A 19,962-nucleotide genomic window follows, 5' to 3' on the forward strand; every position below is an offset into this window, starting at 1 on the left:
GCAAACCGGTCAAACCGCCAGGCGGGACAGGTCGGCCACGCGGTTCATCGCGTTGTGCAGCATCTTGAGCAGACCCAGGCGATTCATCCGCACATCCAGTTGCTCGGCGTTGACCATCACATCGTCAAAGAACGCGTCCACCGGCGCACGCAGCACTGCCAGGGTCTGCAGCGATGCGGTGTAGTCGCCAGCATCGAACTGGGCGTTGGCCTCGGGCACGAAGCGCTGCAGGGCAGCGTAGAGGTCCTGCTCGGCTTTTTCCTGCAGCAACTCGGGGTTGACGTGGGCATCCACCGGGCCTTCGACCTCGGCCTTTTTAAGGATGTTGCCAACGCGCTTGTTGGCGGCGGCGAGGGCGGGGCTTTCGGGCAAGGCGGCGAAGGCGCGCACTGCGGCCAGTTGTTTTTCGACCAGTGCAAGGCGCTGCGGACGCAGGGCTAGCACCGCGTCGACTTCCTGGGCGCTGTAGCCTTGCTCGCGCAGGCTGCCGGCGAGGCGGTCGTAGATGAAGTCGGCCAGGGCCGCTGAAGCATCGGTGATCTTGTCGCCAAAGGCGGGCACGGCACCAGCCAGAAGCGCATTCATCTCCAGCGGCAGATCCTTCTCGACCAGCATGCGGATCACGCCCAGCGCGTGGCGGCGCAGCGCAAACGGATCGCGGTCGCCCGTGGGCAGGTTGCCGATGCCGAACATACCGACCAGGGTTTCGAGCTTGTCAGCCAGGGCCACCACGACGCCTGCGGTGTTGCGCGGCAGCGCGTCACCCGCAAAACGCGGCTTGTAGTGGTCTTCGATGGCGTGCGCCACGGTTTCGCCCAGGCCGTCGTTGAGCGCGTAGTAGCCACCCATGATGCCCTGCAGCTCGGGGAACTCGCCCACCATGTCGGTCACGAGATCGGTCTTGGCCAGTTGTGCGGACAGGTCGGCATCGGCCACCAGAGCAGCGTCGCCCAGTCGCGTGGCAATGGCCTTGGCAATGGCCCGCACGCGCTCCACGCGTTCACCCTGCGTGCCTAGCTTGTTGTGGTACACGACCTTACCCAGACCTTCGACGCGCGAGGCCAGGGTCTTCTTGCGGTCCTGATCAAAGAAAAACTTGGCATCGGCCAAACGGGGGCGCACCACGCGCTCGTTGCCGCCGGTCACAAAGCTCGTGTCTTCGGGGCTGATGTTGCTGACCACCAGGAACTTGTTGGTCAGCTTGCCTGCAGCGTCCAGCAGCGGGAAGTACTTCTGGTTGGCCTTCATCGTGAGGATGAGGCATTCCTGCGGCACGCCCAGGAACTGCTCTTCAAACTGGCAGATGACCACGTTGGGGCGCTCGACCAGCGCGGTCACTTCGTCCAGCAGCGCCTCGTCTTCAATGGGGCGGGCGCCATTGCCCACCTTCGCAGCAGCAGCGGCCAGCTGGCGCGCGATCTCGGCCTTGCGCTCGGCAAAGCTGGCGATCACGGCGCCATCCTTCTTCAGCGTGGCGGCGTAGCTGTCGGCATCGGCCAGCACCACGGGCGACACGGCGGCTTCAAAACGGTGGCCGGTGGTGCTGTTGCCAGCGGTCAGACCCAGCGCCTTCACGGGCACCACCGTGCTGCCATGCAGCGCGACCAGGCCGTGTGCGGGGCGCACAAAGTTCACGCTGGTCCAGCCGGGCAGCTCGCAGTCGGTTTCAAGCTGGTAGCTCATCACCTTGGGGATGGGGAGCTTGGCGATGGCTTCATCCAGCGCCTTTTGCAGGCCCGCCGCCAACGTGGCACCGGCCACCACGCTGTCGTAGAACAGGGCTTCGGCCTTGCCGTCCTGCGCGCGCTTCAAGGCAGCCACAGCGGCTGCGGGGTTGGACACATCGGCGCCCAGCGCCTGCAGCTTTTTCAGTAGCGCAGGCGTGGCGTTGCCGTCTTTGTCCAAGCCCACGGTCACGGGCATCAGCTTTTGCTGCACGGCCTTGTCGGCGGCCTTGTCGGCCATGGCGGTCACATGCGCAGCCAGGCGGCGAGGCGAGGCAAAGGGCGTGACCACCGAGGCAGCCGTCGCCAGGCCCTGGGCCTTGAGCTGGTCACCTAGCACGGTAGCGAAGGCATCGCCCAGCTTCTGCAGCGCCTTGGGGGGCAGTTCTTCGACAAACAGTTCAACGAGGAGGTTTTGGGTCGTCATGTTCTTGTTCTTTCGCTCGTTCACGCTGCCTTTTTGACCATCTGTTCCACCCACTCGCGCGGCGCCATGGGGAAGCCCAGGCGCTCGCGGCTTTCGTAGTAGCTCTGCGCCACGGCACGGGCCAGGTTGCGGATGCGGCCGATGTAGGCGGCGCGTTCCGTCACGCTGATGGCACCGCGCGCATCCAGCAGGTTGAAGCTGTGCGCGGCCTTGAGCACTTGCTCGTAAGCGGGCAGCGCCAGCTGCTGCTCCATCAGGTATTTCGCCTGCTTTTCGTGCGCGTTGAAGGCGGTGAACAAAAAGTCCGCGTCGCTGTGCTCGAAGTTGTAGGTGGACTGCTCCACCTCGTTTTGCTTGTACACGTCACCGTAGCTCAGGGTGTCGGTCCACTTGAGGTTGTAGACGTTGTCCACGCCCTGCAGGTACATGGCCAGGCGCTCCAGGCCGTAGGTGATCTCGCCGGTGGCGGGCTTGCAATCGATGCCGCCCACCTGCTGGAAGTAGGTGAACTGCGTGACTTCCATGCCGTTGAGCCACACCTCCCAGCCCAGGCCCCAGGCGCCGAGCGTGGGGTTTTCCCAGTCGTCTTCCACAAAGCGGATGTCGTTCTTTTTCAGGTCGAAGCCCAAGGCTTCGAGACTACCCAGGTACAGCTCCAGGATGTTGGCTGGCGCGGGCTTGAGCACCACCTGGTACTGGTAGTAGTGCTGCAGGCGGTTGGGGTTTTCGCCATAGCGGCCGTCCTTGGGGCGGCGGCTGGGCTGCACGTAGGCGGCCTTCCAGGGCTCGGGGCCGATGGCGCGCAGGAAGGTGGCAGTGTGCGAGGTGCCGGCGCCCACTTCCATGTCATAGGGTTGCAAAAGGGCGCAACCCTGCGCGTCCCAGTAGGACTGCAGCTTCAAAATGATTTGCTGGAATGTCAACATGGCGTCTTTGGCTGAGGCACTGGCAAGCCAGGGCCGAGCAAGTAAGGGGAAAAAGAAGAAAAGGCGGTGCGGATGCCAGCCCCGGCGCCTGCCACCCCAAAGGTAGCAAGGACGGGCCTCGCGCGCGCAAACCAGTGATTTTACGGCGCGCAGCCGCACGTGCTGCGGCAGCGCCAGCAACATCGGCCCGCGCCCATGAAAAAAGGCCGGAGCCCTTTTGGAGCACCAGCCTTCCCAACCAGTCACGCAGGCTATAGCCCGTTGCGTACCAGTGACCACCTTTGCGGGTAGCCCGTCGGCGCACGTGTTGTGCGCCAAGTCAAATCAACTATCCATCGCGCTGGCCGGAGCGCCACCACAGGGCGCTGCCTGGGCGAGTGCCCCCGCGCAAGGGCCGCCCCACCGCGCTGGGGGCGTCTCCCTTCAGGGGGAAGGCGCGCAGCGCCTCAGGGGGTCTTCTCAATACTCCCAGAAAATGCGCTGCAGTTCCTTGCTGTCATTGGTCTTGGTGAGGGCCACCATGGCCAGGATGCGGGCCTTTTGGGGGCGCAGGTCGTGGGCCACCACCCAGTCGTACTTGTCGTCGGGCTGCTCGGCATTGCGCAGCACAAAACCGTCGGGCACGCGGGCCGAGCGAACGATCTGCACGCCCGCAGCACGCAGTGCCTTGAGAGAATCCACCGCCTGTGCCGCCACCGAGCCATTGCCCGTACCGGCGTGGATCAGCGCCTTCACGCCAGCCTTGCCGTAGGCTTCAATGCCCGTGGTGTTCATGTTGCTGTAGCCATAGACGATGTCCACGGCGGGCAGGGCCTTGATGTCGTCGATGTTGAACTCCGACTGCATGGTGTGGCGCTTGACCGGCGCGCGGAACCAGTAGTTCTTGCCTTCCACCACCATGCCCAGTGGGCCCCACTGGCTCTTGAAGGCCTCGGTCTTGATGTTGATGGTCTTGCTCACGTCGCGACCGCTCTGGATCTCGTCGTTCATCGTGACCAGCACGCCCTTGCCGGCAGCGTCCTTGCTGGCGGCCACGGTCACGGCGTCGTACAGGTTCAGCGCGCCGTCGGCCGACAGGGCCGTGCCGGGGCGCATGGAGCCCACCACCACGATGGGCTTGTTGGTGCGCACGGTGAGGTTCAGGAAGTACGCGGTTTCTTCCAGCGTGTCGGTGCCGTGGGTGATGACGATGCCGTCCACATCCGCCTGCTTGGCCAGGGCCGACACGCGCTGGCCGAGGCGCAGCAGGTGCTCGTTGGTGAAGCTTTCAGACGCGATCTGGAACACCTGCTCACCGGACACCTTGGCCACGTTGGCCAGCTCGGGCAGGCCCGCCAGCAGTTTATCGACCGGCACCTTGGCAGCAGCGTAGGTGGCGCTGTTGGCGGCCGAGGCGCCAGCACCTGCAATGGTGCCGCCGGTGGCCAGCACCACCACATTGGGCTTGGCAGCCTGGGCCATGGCCACAGCGGACGCGGCCGACAACAGCAAGCCTGCGAGCCAGCGGCTGGCAGTGGGGGAGGAAGAAATGCGCATGAGGGTGTCTCCTGATTTTTTTGGGGTTGGCGACGCGCGTTGCGCCGCTCTTTGCAAAACCCGCCCGTGAAGCGGTGCCGCATCCTATGAGAAAGCAGAACACAGTCATGCGGAATAATTGACCCACCCTTATGAATTTCACTCACACCCCAAACGCCTCCACGCGATCCCACTATTCAGGTCGCACAGGCACACACACCGGAGCAGCGCTGGAATGAACCTGCGGCAACTGGAAGTTTTTCAGGCCGTGCTGCAGACCGGCAACATGAGCGCAGCGGCGCGCCTGCTGTGCATCACGCCCTCGGCGGTCAGCAAGGCCATTGCGCACACCGAGCTGCAGCTGGGCTACCGGCTGTTCAACCGCACACCTTCGGGCTTGACCCCCACCCCCGAGGCCCAGGTGCTGGCGGCCGAATCCACTGGCATCTACCGGCAGCTCGACGCACTCAAGCGCACCGCGCGCAACCTGGCCACCAGCGATTCGGGCGATGTACGCCTGGGGGCGATCCCGTCGATCACCCACGAGTTTCTGCCGCGCCTGTTGCAACACCATGCCGAGCAGCATCCGCAGGTGGGCGTGGAGGTGCGCACCATCCACCAGGACCAGATGACGCAGGCGCTGCTCACGCGCAGCGTGGACTTTTGCCTGGGCTTCTACAAACACCCGCACCCGCAAATTGCGAGCGACCTGCTGGTCAGCGGAAGGCTGTACCTTGCGGTGGCCACCAGCGTGTGGGCACGTGCACCCCGTGCCGCCAGCCCGGGCGCGCGGCTGGCGCAGGTGCCGGTGATCCGCCTGGTGGGCGACGACCCCATGCGCCAGGCGATTGACGAACTCGCGCAACGGCTGGGCTCTCCCGCCGGGCCTGGCATCCAGGTGCAGACATCGCGCCTGGCGCTGGAACTGGTGCGCCGGGGCATGGGATGGACGGTGGTGGACTTTCTCACCGCCAAGGGGCTCGACCCCGCGCAGATAGTGGCGCAGGAGCTGCACGAACTGCCCCCCATGTCGCTGTACAGCTACCATGCAAGGGCGTTGCCACCCGGTCTGCAGGCCACGCGCATGCTGGCCATGCTGCCCACCCTGCTGCACGAGGCCCTGCAGCCCAACCCCAAGCCTGCCAAGCGCTAGGAGGCTGCGCTGCAGAAGGAGCATCGGCTGCAACGCGCGATAAACCGGTCTCGCGCGGTACGACCTCCTGCGCCCAGGGACCCACCCTGGGCTTGTCGGTAGCTCCACGCGATCCTCGGTTTTCGCGCGTTTCGCTTCGATGCCTTCCGCCGCGCAACCTCCTAGCCCATGAAAAACGGCCTGCATGTCCAAAGACAGGCAGGCCGTTGCAGTGGGCAGGCTGCGGTCAGTGGTTCCAGCGGCGCAGCACCAGGCTGGCGTTGGTGCCCCCAAAGCCGAAGCTGTTGGACAACACCGTGGTCAGCTGCGCATCGCGCGTTTGCGCAACCAGGGGCATGTCACCCAGTGCCGGGTCGGGCGTCTCCACATTGGCGGAACCGGCGATGAAGCCCTTGTTGAGCATGATCACGCAGTAGATGGCCTCTTGCACACCCGTGGCACCCAGCGAGTGGCCCGTGAGCGACTTGGTGGACGAAAACGGCGGCACCTTGTCGCCAAACAGGGCGCGCATGGCGCGCACTTCCTGCATGTCGCCCACCGGCGTGGAGGTGCCATGGGTGTTGATGTAGTCGATGGGGGCGTCGAGCCCTTCCATGGCCTGCTGCATGCACGCAATGGCGCCATCGCCCGAGGGGGCCACCATGTCTTCGCCATCGCTGGTGGCGCCAAAGCCCACCACTTCGGCCAGGATGGTGGCGCCGCGCGCCTGGGCGTGTTCGAGGCTTTCCAGCACCACGGCACCGCCACCGCCCGCAATCACAAAACCGTCGCGGTTCGCGTCGTAGGCGCGCGAGGCCTTCTCGGGCGTGGCGTTGTACTTGCTGGACATGGCACCCATGCCATCAAACAGCAGCGACATGCCCCAGCTCAATTCCTCGCCACCACCCGCAAACATCACGTCCTGCATGCCCCAGGCAATCTGCTGCGCGGCCACACCGATGCAGTGGGCCGAGGTGGAGCAGGCCGAGGTGATGGAGTAGTTGATGCCCTTGACCTTGAAGTTGGTGGCCAGGCAGGCAGACACGGTGGAGCTCATGCAGCGCGTGACCTGGTAGGGCCCGACGCGGCGGATACCCTTTTCGCGCAGCGTGTCGGCCGCCTCGATCTGGTTGGCAGGCGATCCACCGCCCGAGCCCATGATGAGGCCGGTGCGCGGGTGGCTCACCTGCTCAGGCGTGAGACCCGCCTGGGCAATGGCGTCTTCGAGCGCGATCTGCGCATACGCGGCCGCATCACCCATGAAGCGCAGCTGCTTGCGGTCGATACGCGCCTCGATGTCGATCTCAGGCGCACCACCCACCTGGCTGCGCAGGCCCAGCTCGGTGAATTTTTCGACGGCCTTGATGCCGCTTTTGCCTTCGCGCAGTGAGGCTTCCACGGTGGCCAGGTCGTTGCCAATGCACGAGACGATGCCCGCGCCGGTGATGACTACGCGCTTCTTGGTGGTCATGCTGCGTCCTTGCCGTCTTCCTCGCGCTTGAACAAGCCCACGCGCAGGTCATTGGCTACATAGATTTCCTTGCCATCAGCCAGCAGGCGGGCATCGCCAATGGCCATGACCAGCTTGCGCTTGATGACGCGCTTGATGTCGATTTCGTAGGTGACGAGCTTCACGTCCGGACCCACTTCGCCCGTGAACTTGACCTCGCCCGCACCCAGCGCACGGCCCCGGCCGGGCAGCTGCAGCCAGGTCAGGTAAAAACCGATGAGCTGCCACATGGCATCGAGCCCCAGGCAGCCGGGCATGACCGGGTCGCCCTGAAAGTGGCAGGCAAAGAACCACAGGTCGGGTTTGACATCGAGCTCGGCGCGGATCTTTCCCAGCCCGTGCGCGCCACCATCGCTGTCGATGTGCGTGATGCGGTCAAACATCAGCATGGGCGGCAGCGGCAGGCGCCCGCTGTCGGCGCCGAACAGCCGGCCCTCGCCCGAGGCGATCAGTTGTTCGTAGGAAAAGGAATCTGCCATTTTCAGTCGTGCTCCAGAACAGCGGTTGGCCCGCCTCAAATCATCGTTGTATGCAATACAGCCCCGTCTTGCGGGGCTCTATTATCAAGGCATAGGGAGCTGCCTCTAAACAATGGCCTGCCAAGCCACCCGCCCCGCCCTCTCGGCGCCTGACCTGGATCAATGGCGGCGCGCCCCCATGTCCTTGTTTCTGGCCCACACGCCAAGCGCCAGCATCAGCGCCCCGAACATCCAGAGCGGCCACAGGCCCCAGCGCGACACCCACCAGGCGTAGGGCGTGATGGCCCAGCCACTTTGCGCATCCAGCCCCCGGCCTTGCACCTCGCCCTTGAGCACGCCGCGTGTAGTGCGCGCCAGCTGGTGCGTCACCACACCCCGGTGGTCGATGATGGCGGTGGCGCCTGTGTTGGTGGCGCGCACCATGGGGCGCTCGAACTCCAGGGCACGCATGCGGCTGATCTGCAGGTGCTGGTCAATGGCCACGGTGTCGCCAAACCAGCCGATATTGCTGAAGTTGACGAACACCGTGGGCGCCTGAGCCGGGTCGATGAAACGAGCCCCCAGCTCTTCGCCAAAAAGGTCTTCGTAACAGATGTTGGGCGCAATGCGCTGGCCCGCCCAGGCAAAGGAGGGCTGCCCCACCACACCCCGGTTGAAGTCCCCCAACGGAATGTTCATCATGGCCGTGAACCATTTGAAAAAGGGCGGGATGAATTCGCCAAAAGGCACCAGGTGGTGTTTGTCGTAGCGGTAGGGCGTGGCCCCGGTGGCGGGGCCCATGCCAAGCACCGAATTGGTGTAGCCCTGCGCCTCGTCGCCCAGCGGAATGCCAAGCAGCGCGGCCTGCGGACCCTGCGCGTAGCGCTGCTGGATGCCTTCCAGATAGCCCGGTATGAGCTGCTGGGGCAGCAGCGGGATGGCCGTTTCAGGCGCCACCACGAGATCGGCCTTGGCGTCGCGCAACGCTTCGGCATACCACTTCAGTGCCAGCGGCACGCCGCTGCCCGACTGGAATTTCTCGTCCTGCGGGATATTGCCCTGCAGAAGCTCCAGACTCAGGGAAGGCGCGGGGCGCTGCAGGGGTGTGGAGCAGAGATGGATGGCACAAAAGCGGTCTACCGTGGCCAGGGCCAGCGCTGCCCCCAACGCCAGCAGCAGCGCCCACAGGCGCCAGCCACGGAAGTCGGCGCGCCGCACTTGCACCGCCCCCATCGCCAGCATCGCAGCAACCGCCCCCAGCCCATAGACGCCCCCGTAGCGCGCCAGCGCCGCCAGCGGCCCATCCACGTGGGCATAACCGCCAGCGCCCCAGGGGAACCCCGTCCACAAGGTGCCACGCGCCAGTTCGGCCACCAGCCAGAATGCTCCAAAAATTATAGCTGTTAGCGGCTTACTGGTAAGCGCCAGGCGGCAAAAAATCCCCAACATCGCCGCGTAGTAGCTGGCGAGGAACGCCGCCAGCCCCAGCACCGCCGCCACGGCCAGCGGCGCTGCCAGCCCGCCGTAGGTGTGCATGGAGATGAAAAGCCACCAGAAGGTCCCGGCCAGCCAGGCCGTGGCAAACAGGCCTCCGATGGCCGCGCCGCGCTGCCAGGAGACAGACACCGTGGCATGTGGTCGCACCAGCCAGGCCAGCACCGCCATGGAGGCGATCTGCAGCCACCACAGAGGCTCTCCGCTCCAGGGCCAGGCTAGCGAGGCCGCCTGCGCAACGCCGGCAGCCACGGCCAGCAGCGCCTGCAGGGCCAGCGGCAGCCCCGGCGTGGAAGTAGCGCGGGCCATCAGTCGCTGGCGCTGGCTTCTTCGACCCGCGACACCTTGAACCAGCGCACGGCGCCGCCCTTGGTGTGCAGCACGACGAAGTGCAGGCCGCCCAGCTGCAGGTGCTCGCCGCGCTTGGGCACATGGCCCATTTCATGGGCAATCAGGCCGCCGATGGTTTCGAAGGTTTCATGGGGGTCGCTGCCCTGAACCAGCACATCAAACGCCTCGCACACCCGCTCCACCGAGGTGTCGCCACTCACCCGGTAGGTGCGGTCGGCAAGGCCAAAGATGTCGCCGTCGTCTTCGGGGATGTCGAACTCGTCCTCGATCTCGCCCACGATCTGTTCGAGCACGTCTTCAATGGTGATGAGCCCGGCCATGCGGCCAAACTCGTCGATCACGATGGCCAGGTGGTTGCGGTTGCCGCGAAACTCGCGCAGCAGGTCATTCAGGCCCTTGCTTTCAGGCACAAAGGCGGCCGGGCGCAGCAGCGCTCGGATATTCAGCTCCGGCGCCCGCTGCAGCTTGAGCAGGTCCTTGGCCATGAGGATGCCGATGATGTTCTCGCGCTCGCCCTGGTACACCGGAAACCGCGAGTGCGCGGTGTTGATGACAAGGTGCAGCATCTCGTCAAACGGTGCGTCGATGTTGACGAGGTCCATGCGGGGGGCGGCCACCATCACGTCGCCCGCCGTCATGTCGGCCATGCGGATGACGCGCTCCAGCATCACGCGCGAATCGGCCCCAATGACCTGGTTGTCTTCGGCTTCGGCCAGGGTCTCAATGAGTTCTTCCGTGGAGTCTGGCCCCGGATGGATGAACTCGGCCACTTTCTGCAGGAAGGTGCGCTTGTCTTCCCTCTCGGGTGGTCGCCCGGGGTGCGCGGGATGCGGGTCAGACACTGGAGTGCACGACGTGCGGTAGTGAATCAGGCCCCTAGGATAGCGGATAGTTGTGACGGCCCGCTACGCAAACCCCGCAGGCCGCGCAGCGCGACCTTGGGATGGATGGACGGACTATTCAGCAGATTGGTGGCGCGCGTGCTGCACGCCACTGCGCACTTCCTGCACGCTGGCCAAAAAGTCCCAGAACTGCTTGGCCTGCTTCTTGATCTGGTAATCCACCTCGGCGAACTGCTGCTCGACCATCTCGGTCATGCGCGTGTCCAGGCTGGCCGGTTCGATCTGGAGGTAAGCCTCGGACTCCGAACCATCGCGGCGCACGGTGGCACCGGCCTTGCGGGCAATTTTCAGCATGGCGGTGTTTTCGGAGAGCGCATGGATAAAAACCATGTTCACACCTTCATTGCGCGCATGCATCACGGCCCGCTCGAACAGGCGTGCGCCGAAGCCCCGGCCACGCGCCTGCTTGAGCACCGACACGCCAAATTCGGCGCAATGTTTGTACTCTGGGTGCTCCGAGAAGGCCAGATGCGCCATGGCGATCAGTTCGAGGCGGCGGTTGTAGATGCCGAAGATCTCGTCGCGGTTGAAGTCGAGCTGCTCGGCATAGCGCCGGATCTGCTCGTCGTTGGCGGCGTAGCCAAAACGCAGGTAGCGGTCTGCGGGCTCCAGCTGGAGCAAATGTTGGGTGATCCGCTCCCGGTAGGAGGGACCCAGGGCACGAATGGGAACCATCACGGGGACCTCCTGCTTGACGCGAGTTTCATGGGCAGGCGATTCGCCCATCACCGGGCGCAGCATATCCCTGCCTGCATACCAGGATGCCTTGAGCCAGTCTTTGGTTGCGATCATGGCTGCAAATATAAGGGTTTTCCCTCATTATTTCCAGCAAAAATGCTGCGTTGCAACAAATTAGTGAGGTAGCTCAAACCTGTTCCACACCGCACTCCCCGCCCCACTTGGCAAGCTGGGCGCCTCCGCCAACGGCTTCCCGCAAGGGTATAGCGACAGCGGGCAAGGGGCAACATGGGGTGTCACGCTCGCGGCACCCTAAGAACGTGCTCTAAAGCCTATCTACACAGGCACGGCTGTGGTCGCCTTCACGCGGTCCAGCACAAAACTGGTCTTGCAGTCCTGCACGCTGGGGTGTTTGAGCAGCGTGTCCATGATGAACCGGCTGTAGTGCGCCATGTCAGCCACCACCACGCGCAGCAGGTAGTCCATCTCGCCCGTGAGCGACGCGCACTCCACCACTTCGGGCCAGGTCTGCACGCTGGCGCGGAACAGGTCCATGGGGTTGCGCTTGTGGCTTTCGGTGTGTTTTTCGAGCCGGACGTTGAGGTAGGCCGTCAGCCCCAGGCCCACGGCCTCGGGGGGCACCAATGCAACGTACCGGTCGATGACGCGGCTTTCCTCCAGGCGCTTGACGCGGCGCAACACCGCACTGGGCGACAGGCCCACCTGCTCACCGATGACGTCGTACGTCTCACGGCCATTTTCTTGCAGACGGCGCAGGATGGCCCTGTCCAGCTTGTCGAGTGCGTTTAAAGCTTGCATGGCGCAATATTTTATGAAGTTTTGACTTTTCGCGCCTTCTGAATTGCAGGCTCGGGTATGTCCTGATAGTGACTCCACACGAAGAAAAGAAGAATAAACCTCGCAAAAACGAACGGTCGTTCTTTTTTGCGAATACAAAAAACATACCTATGGAGACAACTGCATGACCGGATTCCTCAGCCGCTTTTTGCGGCGATTTGTTCTGGCCGCGACCGCCGCATTGCTGCTCGTCGGCGCCAGCGCGCAAGCCCAGACGGGCACCACCCAGACCCGCTACCCCATCGTGCTTGTGCACGGACTTTTCGGGTTTGATTCGGCCCTGGGTGTCGACTACTTCTACGGCATCCCTGACGCCCTGCGCCAGGGCGGCGCCAAGGTCTACGTGGCCCAGGTGTCGGCCGCCAACAGCACCGAGGTCCGGGGTGAGCAGCTGCTCGCACAGGTGAACACCATCCTGGCCATCACCGGCGCGGCCAAGGTGAACCTGGTGGGGCATTCGCACGGTGGGCCTACGGCACGCTACGTGGCCGGGGTGGCGCCGGGCAAGGTTGCCTCGGTGACCTCGGTCGGTGGGGTCAACCGGGGATCGCGGGTGGCGGACATCATGCGTGGCGTGGCACCCGCGGGTTCGGTCTCCGAAACCATCGCCAACGGGGCGGCGTCGGCGCTGGTCGCGCTGATCAACCTGACTTCGGGCGGCTCGGGCCTGCCACAGATGCCCACCGCCGCGCTGGACTCGCTCACCACCGCCGGTTCCGCCGCCTTCAACCGACGCTTTCCGCAAGGCGTCCCCACCTCTGGCTGCGGCAGCGGCGCAGAACTCGTCAACGGCGTGCGCTACTACTCCTGGACGGGCACCAAGACCCTTACCAACGTGCTGGATGCGAGCGACGCCCTGCTGGGCGTGTTGGGCCTGGTCTTCGGCGAAGCCAACGACGGCCTGGTGTCGGCCTGCTCCTCGCGCCTGGGCAAACACCTGGGCGACTACCGGCAGAACCACCTCGACGAAGTGAACCAACTGCTGGGCCTGCGCGACTGGTTCTCCACCGACCCGGTGACGCTGTACCGCCAGCACGCCAACCGCCTCAAGGCACAGGGCCTGTAAGCCGTGAACCGCGCCCGCGCCTTCGCCGCAGGGGTGGCCCTGGTCGCCGCCACGGCCGCCGTGGTCTGGTGGCAGGGTTCACAGCAAGGCCTGCCGGGCGCGGTGGACCCGCGTTCGGTGCCCGGCGCGGCGGCAGCGCCAACCGGCGGTGCAGGCCAGACCCTGTCGGCGCGGCCCATGGAGAGCAGCTTCTTTGCCACCCGCCGCGCCACCGACCCCGACCGCGGTGAAGACCCCCTGCTGACGCACGGCCTGCGCGACACGCTGGAGGCACTGCTCACAGAAGCCCTGGAGGACGGCGCGACAGACCCCGCCGCACTCAAACAACGCCTGGCGGCGCTGGTGGGCAAACACTTCCCGGCAGCCCTGGCTACGCGTGCGTTGGCGCTGGCCGAGCGCTATGTGGACTACCGCGTGGCCCTGGGCCAACTGCGTCCTCCCCAGGACCCGAACGACCCCGGTGCCCTGCGCGAGGCGCTGGAAGCGCGCCACAAGGTGCGCCAGCAGTTTTTTGACGGCCCCGAGCACGACGCCCTGTTCGCCCGCGAGGCGGAACTGGACCGCTACACCCTGGCACGCCTGGAAATCGAGCGCAACCCCCAGCTCAGCGCTGAACAGCGCGCCCAGGCCTTGCGCCATGCAGAGAATGAATTGCCCGCAGCGCGCCGCGCCGAGCGCGCCGCCACCACCGAACACCTGAGTGCCGCCGCCCAGACCGCCGCGTTCAACGCGCAAAACACCGACGAGCGCACCCGCCACGCGGCCCGGAGTGCGCAATACGGCGAGGCCGCCGCCCACGCCATGGCCCAGCTCGACCGGGAAGAACAACACTGGCAGCAGCGGCTTGACCAGTACAACCAGGCGCGCGGCCAACAAGGCGAAGGCCCCGCATTGCAGCAACTGCGCCAGCAGCTTTTCTCCGCCGAGGAGCAACAACGCATCGACGCCGCCCTGGCGCTGCTGCGCCTGCCACCTGCTGCGTCAGGCTCCTGAGCTCCCCTGGCCCCACGCAAGAGACAGCCGCCACATACCGGGGTAGCGCCCTCGTCTTGCGCTGAAATTTGATCATTCACAATATTCCTGCAAATCGGAGGCCCAAGCCTCTTGATTTCGCCAGAAACATGAGGCAGGGCGCGCCTACAGTCCATGACATTCCTCAACGAATGCCGGAGACACCCCATGAACGCCGCCTTGCCGCAAGAAACCGCCGCCCAGCTCGAAGCCTGGGACAACCCGATGGGCCTGATGGGCTTCGAGTTCGTCGAATTCACCTCGCCCCAGCCCGGCGTGCTGGAGGCCGTGTTCGAAAAGCTGGGTTTCACCCTGGTCGCCAAGCACCGCTCCAAGGATGTGGTGCTGTACCGCCAGAACGGCATCAACTTCATCCTGAACCGCGAGCCCCACAGCCAGGCCGCCTACTTCGGCGCCGAACACGGCCCGTCGGCCTGCGGCCTCGCCTTCCGCGTGAAGGACGCCCACAAGGCCTACAACCGCGCCCTGGAGCTGGGTGCCCAGCCCATCGAGATCCCCACCGGCCCCATGGAACTGCGCCTGCCCGCCATCAAGGGCATTGGTGGTGCGCCGCTGTATCTGATCGACCGGTTTGAAGACGGCAAGTCCATCTACGACATCGACTTCGAGTTCATCGAAGGCGTGGACCGCCGCCCCGTGGGCCATGGCCTGAACCTCATCGACCACCTTACGCACAACGTGTACCGCGGCCGCATGGGCTTCTGGGCCAATTTCTACGAGAAGCTGTTCAACTTCCGTGAGATCCGCTACTTCGACATCCAGGGCGAATACACGGGCCTGACCAGCAAGGCCATGACGGCGCCGGACGGCAAGATCCGCATCCCGCTGAATGAAGAATCGAAGCAGGGTGGTGGCCAGATCGAAGAATTCCTGATGCAGTTCAACGGCGAAGGCATCCAGCACATCGCTCTGATCTGCGACAACCTGCTGGAGGTGGTGGACAAGCTGGGCATGGCCGGCGTGCAGCTGGCCACCGCGCCCAACGAGGTCTATTACGAAATGCTGGACACCCGCCTGCCCGGCCACGGCCAGCCTGTGCCCGAACTGCAGTCGCGCGGCATCTTGCTGGACGGCACCACGGCCGACGGCACGCCCCGCCTGCTGCTGCAGATTTTCTCCACCCCCATGCTGGGCCCGGTGTTCTTCGAATTCATCCAGCGCGAAGGCGACTACCGCGATGGTTTTGGCGAAGGCAACTTCAAGGCGCTGTTCGAGTCGCTGGAGCGCGACCAGATCCGCCGTGGCGTGCTGAACACCTAAGACATCCGACATCCAGGGTTAACCCTGAACAGGTGCCTATACTGCGCGCTCCCCGGAACTCATAAGGATCCCGATGTCGCTCCGTAGCACCCTGTTCAGTGTTGGCCTGACCTGTGTGGCCACCTTTGCCATGGCCCAAAGCCCCTCTGCCCCGCTCACCATCGTGGTTCCCTACCCCGCTGGTGGTCCGCTGGACACCTCGGCCCGCATCGTGGCCGAGGGTGCTGCAGCCCAGCTTGGCTCCATTACCGTGGAGAACAAACCGGGGGCGGGTGGTAGTACCGGTGCCGACCAGGTCGCCAAATCACCCAAGACCAGCAACCAGGTGCTGATGGGCGCCGTGGCCACCCACGCCGTCAATCCCTGGCTGTACAAGAACTTCCCTTACAACGCGCTCAAGGACTTCAAGCCCATCGCGCTGGTAGCCCGCACGCCCAACGTGCTGGTGGTGAATGCGGAGCAGGCGGTCAAGCTGGGCATCAAGACCACGCCCGACCTCGTGCAGTACCTCAAGAAGAACCCGGACCAGGCCAAGTACGGATCGGGCGGCAACGGCAGCATCGGCCACATCTCGGCCGAGATGTTCAAGTCGCTCACCAACACCAAGATGGGCCACACGCCGTTCCAGGGCTCCAAGCCCGCGCTGGCGGCACTGGAATCCGGCCAGGTGCTGATGGTGTTTGACAACCTGGCCTCGGCGTTGCCGCAGATCCAGTCGGGCAAGCTGCTGGCGCTGGGTGTAACCACGTTGAGCCGCAACGAGGCGCTGCCGAACGTGCCCAGCATCAACGACAGCGTGCAGGGCTTCAACGTGTCGACCTGGTTCGGCCTGTTCGCGCCCGCCTCGCTGCCCGATGCCGACGCGCGCCGGTATGCCAATGCGTTCTCGGCAGCGATGCATTCGCCCGCTGGCAAGGAGAAGTTCAAGAAGATGGGCATCACGCCCGAAGAGCTGACGCTCGACGGGTTTGCGCAGTTTGTGCGCTCGGAAAACAGCAAGTACGAGTTCCTGATCCGGGCCGCAAAGATCAAGATCGATTAGCAGCCGCATGGGCTGGTGCGCACCCCCGTCGCGGTGCGCCGACCATGGCGGCAAAGGAGAAAAAAATGGGACAAGCCCCTGTCGTCTATGGCCAATCCACCCGCCCCCCGCGTGGCGACTACTCGCGTGCCAACGCGGACTACACCTGCCCGCAGGACTACGCGAGCTACACCGCCGCCGACCACGACACCTACCGCCGTCTCTACGAGCGCCAGCGCGCCCTGCTGCCGGGCCTGGCCAGCCAGGCGTTCATCGACGCCCTGCCCTCACTGGGCGCGAGCGACCGCATCCCGCGTTTTGAAGAGGTGAACGAGCGCCTGTACAAGGCCACAGGCTGGGAGCTGGTGGGCGTGCCGGGATTGATCCCCGAGGTGCCCTTTTTCACCTTGCTGGCCAACCGTAAATTCCCGGTGACGGACTGGATCCGCAAGCCCGAGGAGTTCGAATACATCGTCGAGCCCGACATTTTTCACGACCTGTTTGGCCATGTGCCGCTGCTGTTCAACCCGGTGTTTGCCGACTATGTGCAGCGCTACGGCCAGGGTGGGCTGAAGGCGCAGGGGCTGGGGTCGTGCGAGATGCTGAGCCGCCTGTACTGGTACACGATCGAGTTCGGGCTGATCCGCGAGGCGGGGCAGTTGCGGGCGTATGGCGCTGGCATCTTGAGCTCGTCGGGCGAGCTGGCGTACTCGGTGCAGAGCCCGGAGCCGCAGCGCATTCCGCTGCAGTTGGAGCGGACCATGCGCACGCGCTACAAAATCGATACGTACCAGCAGACGTATTTTGTGATCGACAGCTTTGAGCAGCTGTTTGAGATGACAGCAGCGGACTTTGCGCCGATCTATGAGCGGCTGCGGGGGTTACCAGAGTTTGCTGCGGATGAGCGGGAGGCTGTGGCGGCTTGATTCTTTAGATGAAATTGGCTTCTTCCGCCTTTCCATAGAGCGCTGATAGCTACCATTTTTATAGCAATCCTTCAACCATTCGGGTTGAAGCTCTCGAAGCCTCGGCGTGCTGGTTTGGAAGGCGTGCCTGGGTTCAGGGCGGAGGCCGGGGTGTGCGCCCGGCGGCGCAGTGGCTTTCTTTTGCTTCGCCAAAAGAAAGTCACCAAAGAAAAGGCGACCCTGCTGTCTGCGACCCCTTCGCTGCGCTGCGGGGCAACCTGGGGTGCTCGGTCACGGGGTGCACCGCAGAACTCGCTGCGCGCCTGCGGCGCTCCGCTCAAACAGCTGCGGTGAGTCAGTTCACGAAGCGCGTGTGTCCTTCGGCACACGCGCCACCCCGCGCCCTGCGCGCCCCAGGCGCATCCAGAAGGGAACCCGAGGGACATCCACACGGGCCATTGCTTCGCTGCGCTGCGCTCGGCACCGTCTCGCGGGCGCAAGCGCCACGCGCTGCGCAAACTGGGCCGAGCGCAGCGATGGCCCGAATGGATGTCCGGCTGTTTGGATGTTCGGCTCCCCACCCCTGCTGGCTGCGCCTGCGGCGGGGCGGTTGTGGGGTGAGCATGGGCGTCGCAGCGCCCATGCCTCGTGAACTGACTCGCCGTGGCTGTCTGAACGAAGCTGCACCGCAGCGCAGTGAGTTCCACGGCGCACCCCGCAACCGCCCCGACGCGGGTTTGCCCCTTCGCACCGCGAAGGGGTCGCAGACTGGGGGTCGCCTTTTCTTTGGTGACTTTCTTTTGGCGAAGCAAAAGAAAGTTACTCGCACGCCGGGCGACTCCCGGCCTCCGCCCTCAACAAAGACACACCATCCAATCAGCGCACGCAACCAAACACTACAAAATCGATAGCTACTAACGCTTTATAGACAGGCGCTAGCAGTCAAAAAATCCAGAGAATCACACTCGACCTATCTCCTCCAGACAAGCCTCCATCACCCCAGGGTCAAACGCCATCTCGACATGCGCAACCCCTTCCACCAACCGGTGTTCCGCCCCCACCAACGCCGCAGTAGTCGCCGGAAACACGATGTTGTCGCAGTTCGAATACCAGCACGTAAACAACGCAGCCCGCCCCGCCGGCTCTGCCCGCTGCAACGCCACCACCCAATCCCCCGCCAAGCTCATCTGCCGCCCATTCACCGCACGACTGAAACGCCCCAGCCACGTGCCCCCATGCGGCGTGCCCAGTGTCAACACCCGGTGCACCCGCCCGTCCGCCTGGTGCGCCCGCAGCCACGCCCGCACCGCCAAGCCCCCCATGCTGTGGCACAACAACACCGGCGCCTGCCCCGTGGCCGCCGTCACTTGGCGCACAGCGTCTTCGATGATGTCGGCATACTCGTCAATCGAGCCCATCACCGGCTCCAGATTGACCGCCACATAGGCATGGCCTCGGGCTTGCAATGGCGCGAACCACGGCAGCCACAGGCCCCGGTTGCACATGAAGCCATGCACCAGCACAACGCCGCGTTTTCCTGTCGGCTGCGCAGGCAGCCAATCGGGCAATGACTGGTGGCGAAATGGCTGGCGCCAGCAAAACACCATCAACGCCACCCACACCTCGGCCCACCAGGCACCCACGACCTGTGACAGGCGGGCGCGGGGCGCAGCATCGGCACGGTTGGTGATGTGCATCAGCACAAACTCCACCGCCATCACCACCAGGTAAATGCTGAGCGGCACCAGTGCCCCCAGCACGGCACGCAACGGTGAATGGGGCCACTGCCACACCAGCCAGGCGGCCATGGTCAGCAGGATGAACAGGAGCAGGATTCGTTGCCAGCGCGCGATCATGGTGGTGATGGGCAAATGTTGTAATTGACCAGCCGCATTGTGCGGTCTGACCACAGCCCGACACCGCACCCCGCAGAACGCTGAAAGGACCCCGCCCCATGGATGCCGCCCAGACCATCCGCGACTGCATCGCCGACGTGACCGCCCTGCGCCTGCACCGCAAGGGCGACCCGGCGCTGGGGGCGGCGGTGGGCAACGTCAAAAGCCTGCAGGCGCGGCGCTTTCGGGGCACCTATGCGGACCTGATGGGCTCGCCCGCCTTCGGACCCGCAGCGCAGTTCTTTCTGGAAGAGCTGTACAGCGACACCGACTACACCGACCGCGATCTGCAGTTTGGCCGCATTGCGGGCACGCTGCAGACCATGTTCCCCCAGCCAGTGGTGACCACCGCCGTGGCCCTGGCCGTGCTGCACGCACAGACCGAGGAACTGGACCAGGACATGGGCCGCGCGTGGTTGGTGCATGAAGCCAACGCAGCCAGCGACGCCATCCGCTACACCGCAGCCTGGCGCACTGTGGGCCAGCGCCATGCACGAGCGCAGCAGCTGCAGCGCGTGCTGGCCATGGGCAATGACCTGGCGCGCCTCACGCGCACCCCCGGCCTGCGGATGATGCTGCGCATGATGAGGGGCCCGGCCAACGCGGCCGGCATGGGCGCGTTGCAGAGGTTTCTGGAGGCCGGGTTTGACACCTTCGGCCAGCTTGCGCGCCAGCGCGGCGGGGTAGAGCAGTTTCTGGCCACCATCGAGCAACGGGAGCGGGCGCTGATGGACCAGCTCTTCGATGCGGACCGTGTCACCTGCGAGACCCAGCTTGCCAACACCCTAGGACAAGCCCGATAGCCCGC

The 19,962-nt window shown here is 64.8% G+C and carries 17 protein-coding genes; 7 read left to right on the plus strand and 10 right to left on the minus strand.

What is annotated here, in order from left to right:
- Positions 1-9: 9 nt before the first annotated feature.
- The 3 genes from glyS to ACQ4MJ_RS17785 all read right to left on the minus strand — a co-directional run bounded on the left by glyS (position 10) and on the right by ACQ4MJ_RS17785 (position 4,613).
- Positions 10-2,151, minus strand: a complete 2,142-nt coding sequence (glyS, locus tag ACQ4MJ_RS17775) for a glycine--tRNA ligase subunit beta (protein WP_431151794.1) — start codon at positions 2,149-2,151, stop codon at positions 10-12.
- A 20-nt stretch (positions 2,152-2,171) separates the two neighbouring features.
- Positions 2,172-3,077 (minus strand): glycine--tRNA ligase subunit alpha, encoded by a 906-nt coding sequence (glyQ, locus tag ACQ4MJ_RS17780; RefSeq protein ID WP_008907201.1) that lies wholly within the window; start codon positions 3,075-3,077, stop codon positions 2,172-2,174.
- A 459-nt stretch (positions 3,078-3,536) separates the two neighbouring features.
- Complete coding sequence (locus ACQ4MJ_RS17785; protein WP_055396859.1) at positions 3,537-4,613, minus strand: asparaginase; 1,077 nt, start codon at positions 4,611-4,613, stop codon at positions 3,537-3,539.
- A gap of 214 nt (positions 4,614-4,827) precedes the next feature.
- Between ACQ4MJ_RS17785 and ACQ4MJ_RS17790 the strand changes: the two genes are divergently transcribed.
- Positions 4,828-5,745 carry a LysR family transcriptional regulator gene (locus ACQ4MJ_RS17790; RefSeq protein WP_055396861.1) on the plus strand — a complete coding sequence of 306 codons (918 nt, stop codon included), beginning with the start codon at positions 4,828-4,830 and terminating at the stop codon, positions 5,743-5,745.
- A gap of 226 nt (positions 5,746-5,971) precedes the next feature.
- Here ACQ4MJ_RS17790 and fabB read toward each other — a convergent pair whose 3' ends face one another.
- The 6 genes from fabB to ACQ4MJ_RS17820 all read right to left on the minus strand — a co-directional run bounded on the left by fabB (position 5,972) and on the right by ACQ4MJ_RS17820 (position 11,936).
- Positions 5,972-7,195 (minus strand): beta-ketoacyl-ACP synthase I, encoded by a 1,224-nt coding sequence (gene fabB, locus ACQ4MJ_RS17795; RefSeq protein WP_431151792.1) that lies wholly within the window; start codon positions 7,193-7,195, stop codon positions 5,972-5,974.
- Positions 7,192-7,713, minus strand: coding sequence for a 3-hydroxyacyl-[acyl-carrier-protein] dehydratase FabA (fabA, locus tag ACQ4MJ_RS17800; RefSeq protein ID WP_008907199.1), 522 nt, complete (start codon positions 7,711-7,713; stop codon positions 7,192-7,194). The genes fabB and fabA overlap by 4 nt, the downstream gene beginning before the upstream one ends.
- Before the next feature lie 159 nt (positions 7,714-7,872).
- Positions 7,873-9,495, minus strand: coding sequence for an apolipoprotein N-acyltransferase (gene lnt, locus ACQ4MJ_RS17805; protein WP_431151791.1), 1,623 nt, complete (start codon positions 9,493-9,495; stop codon positions 7,873-7,875).
- Positions 9,495-10,379, minus strand: a complete 885-nt coding sequence (locus ACQ4MJ_RS17810) for an HlyC/CorC family transporter (RefSeq protein ID WP_431151790.1) — start codon at positions 10,377-10,379, stop codon at positions 9,495-9,497. Before ACQ4MJ_RS17810 ends, lnt begins: the two co-directional genes overlap by 1 nt.
- Before the next feature lie 114 nt (positions 10,380-10,493).
- Positions 10,494-11,231, minus strand: coding sequence for a GNAT family N-acetyltransferase (locus ACQ4MJ_RS17815; protein WP_055396871.1), 738 nt, complete (start codon positions 11,229-11,231; stop codon positions 10,494-10,496).
- A 222-nt stretch (positions 11,232-11,453) separates the two neighbouring features.
- Complete coding sequence (locus ACQ4MJ_RS17820; RefSeq protein WP_055396873.1) at positions 11,454-11,936, minus strand: Lrp/AsnC family transcriptional regulator; 483 nt, start codon at positions 11,934-11,936, stop codon at positions 11,454-11,456.
- A 163-nt stretch (positions 11,937-12,099) separates the two neighbouring features.
- Between ACQ4MJ_RS17820 and ACQ4MJ_RS17825 the strand changes: the two genes are divergently transcribed.
- The 5 genes from ACQ4MJ_RS17825 (at position 12,100) to phhA (ending at position 17,280) form a co-directional block, all read left to right on the plus strand.
- A complete protein-coding gene (locus tag ACQ4MJ_RS17825) occupies positions 12,100-13,041 on the plus strand; it encodes an esterase/lipase family protein (protein ID WP_055396875.1) in 942 nt (313 codons plus the stop codon).
- Between the two features lie 3 nt (positions 13,042-13,044).
- Positions 13,045-14,034 (plus strand): lipase secretion chaperone, encoded by a 990-nt coding sequence (locus ACQ4MJ_RS17830; RefSeq protein ID WP_431151788.1) that lies wholly within the window; start codon positions 13,045-13,047, stop codon positions 14,032-14,034.
- Between the two features lie 186 nt (positions 14,035-14,220).
- Positions 14,221-15,333, plus strand: a complete 1,113-nt coding sequence (hppD, locus tag ACQ4MJ_RS17835) for a 4-hydroxyphenylpyruvate dioxygenase (RefSeq protein WP_121507625.1) — start codon at positions 14,221-14,223, stop codon at positions 15,331-15,333.
- 73 nt (positions 15,334-15,406) lie between these two features.
- On the plus strand, positions 15,407-16,375 hold the full coding sequence (locus ACQ4MJ_RS17840) for a Bug family tripartite tricarboxylate transporter substrate binding protein (RefSeq protein ID WP_218298896.1): 969 nt from the start codon (positions 15,407-15,409) through the stop codon (positions 16,373-16,375).
- Between the two features lie 65 nt (positions 16,376-16,440).
- A complete protein-coding gene (phhA, locus tag ACQ4MJ_RS17845; protein WP_431151787.1) occupies positions 16,441-17,280 on the plus strand; it encodes a phenylalanine 4-monooxygenase in 840 nt (279 codons plus the stop codon).
- 938 nt (positions 17,281-18,218) lie between these two features.
- On the opposite strand, the gene ACQ4MJ_RS17850 is transcribed toward phhA, so the two are convergent.
- Positions 18,219-19,115 (minus strand): esterase/lipase family protein, encoded by an 897-nt coding sequence (locus ACQ4MJ_RS17850; RefSeq protein ID WP_431151786.1) that lies wholly within the window; start codon positions 19,113-19,115, stop codon positions 18,219-18,221.
- 98 nt (positions 19,116-19,213) lie between these two features.
- Here ACQ4MJ_RS17850 and ACQ4MJ_RS17855 point away from each other — a divergent pair, with 98 nt between their 5' ends.
- Positions 19,214-19,957 carry an FFLEELY motif protein gene (locus ACQ4MJ_RS17855; protein ID WP_431151785.1) on the plus strand — a complete coding sequence of 248 codons (744 nt, stop codon included), beginning with the start codon at positions 19,214-19,216 and terminating at the stop codon, positions 19,955-19,957.
- Positions 19,958-19,962 lie beyond the last annotated feature (5 nt).

It is taken from the genome of Acidovorax facilis (genome assembly GCF_050626955.1).
Lineage (GTDB): Bacteria > Pseudomonadota > Gammaproteobacteria > Burkholderiales > Burkholderiaceae_C > Acidovorax > Acidovorax facilis.

Bases quoted from the DNA above. Each gene is read 5' to 3' on its own strand.
- glyS (WP_431151794.1), bottom strand. From the start codon at position 2,151: ATGACGACCCAAAACCTCCTCGTTGAACTGTTTGTCGAAGAACTGCCC.
- glyQ (WP_008907201.1), bottom strand. From the start codon at position 3,077: ATGTTGACATTCCAGCAAATCATTTTGAAGCTGCAGTCCTACTGGGAC.
- ACQ4MJ_RS17785 (WP_055396859.1), bottom strand. From the start codon at position 4,613: ATGCGCATTTCTTCCTCCCCCACTGCCAGCCGCTGGCTCGCAGGCTTG.
- ACQ4MJ_RS17790 (WP_055396861.1), top strand. From the start codon at position 4,828: ATGAACCTGCGGCAACTGGAAGTTTTTCAGGCCGTGCTGCAGACCGGC.
- fabB (WP_431151792.1), bottom strand. From the start codon at position 7,195: ATGACCACCAAGAAGCGCGTAGTCATCACCGGCGCGGGCATCGTCTCG.
- fabA (WP_008907199.1), bottom strand. From the start codon at position 7,713: ATGGCAGATTCCTTTTCCTACGAACAACTGATCGCCTCGGGCGAGGGC.
- lnt (WP_431151791.1), bottom strand. From the start codon at position 9,495: ATGGCCCGCGCTACTTCCACGCCGGGGCTGCCGCTGGCCCTGCAGGCG.
- ACQ4MJ_RS17815 (WP_055396871.1), bottom strand. From the start codon at position 11,231: ATGATCGCAACCAAAGACTGGCTCAAGGCATCCTGGTATGCAGGCAGG.
- ACQ4MJ_RS17820 (WP_055396873.1), bottom strand. From the start codon at position 11,936: ATGCAAGCTTTAAACGCACTCGACAAGCTGGACAGGGCCATCCTGCGC.
- ACQ4MJ_RS17825 (WP_055396875.1), top strand. From the start codon at position 12,100: ATGACCGGATTCCTCAGCCGCTTTTTGCGGCGATTTGTTCTGGCCGCG.
- hppD (WP_121507625.1), top strand. From the start codon at position 14,221: ATGAACGCCGCCTTGCCGCAAGAAACCGCCGCCCAGCTCGAAGCCTGG.
- ACQ4MJ_RS17840 (WP_218298896.1), top strand. From the start codon at position 15,407: ATGTCGCTCCGTAGCACCCTGTTCAGTGTTGGCCTGACCTGTGTGGCC.
- phhA (WP_431151787.1), top strand. From the start codon at position 16,441: ATGGGACAAGCCCCTGTCGTCTATGGCCAATCCACCCGCCCCCCGCGT.
- ACQ4MJ_RS17850 (WP_431151786.1), bottom strand. From the start codon at position 19,115: ATGATCGCGCGCTGGCAACGAATCCTGCTCCTGTTCATCCTGCTGACC.
- ACQ4MJ_RS17855 (WP_431151785.1), top strand. From the start codon at position 19,214: ATGGATGCCGCCCAGACCATCCGCGACTGCATCGCCGACGTGACCGCC.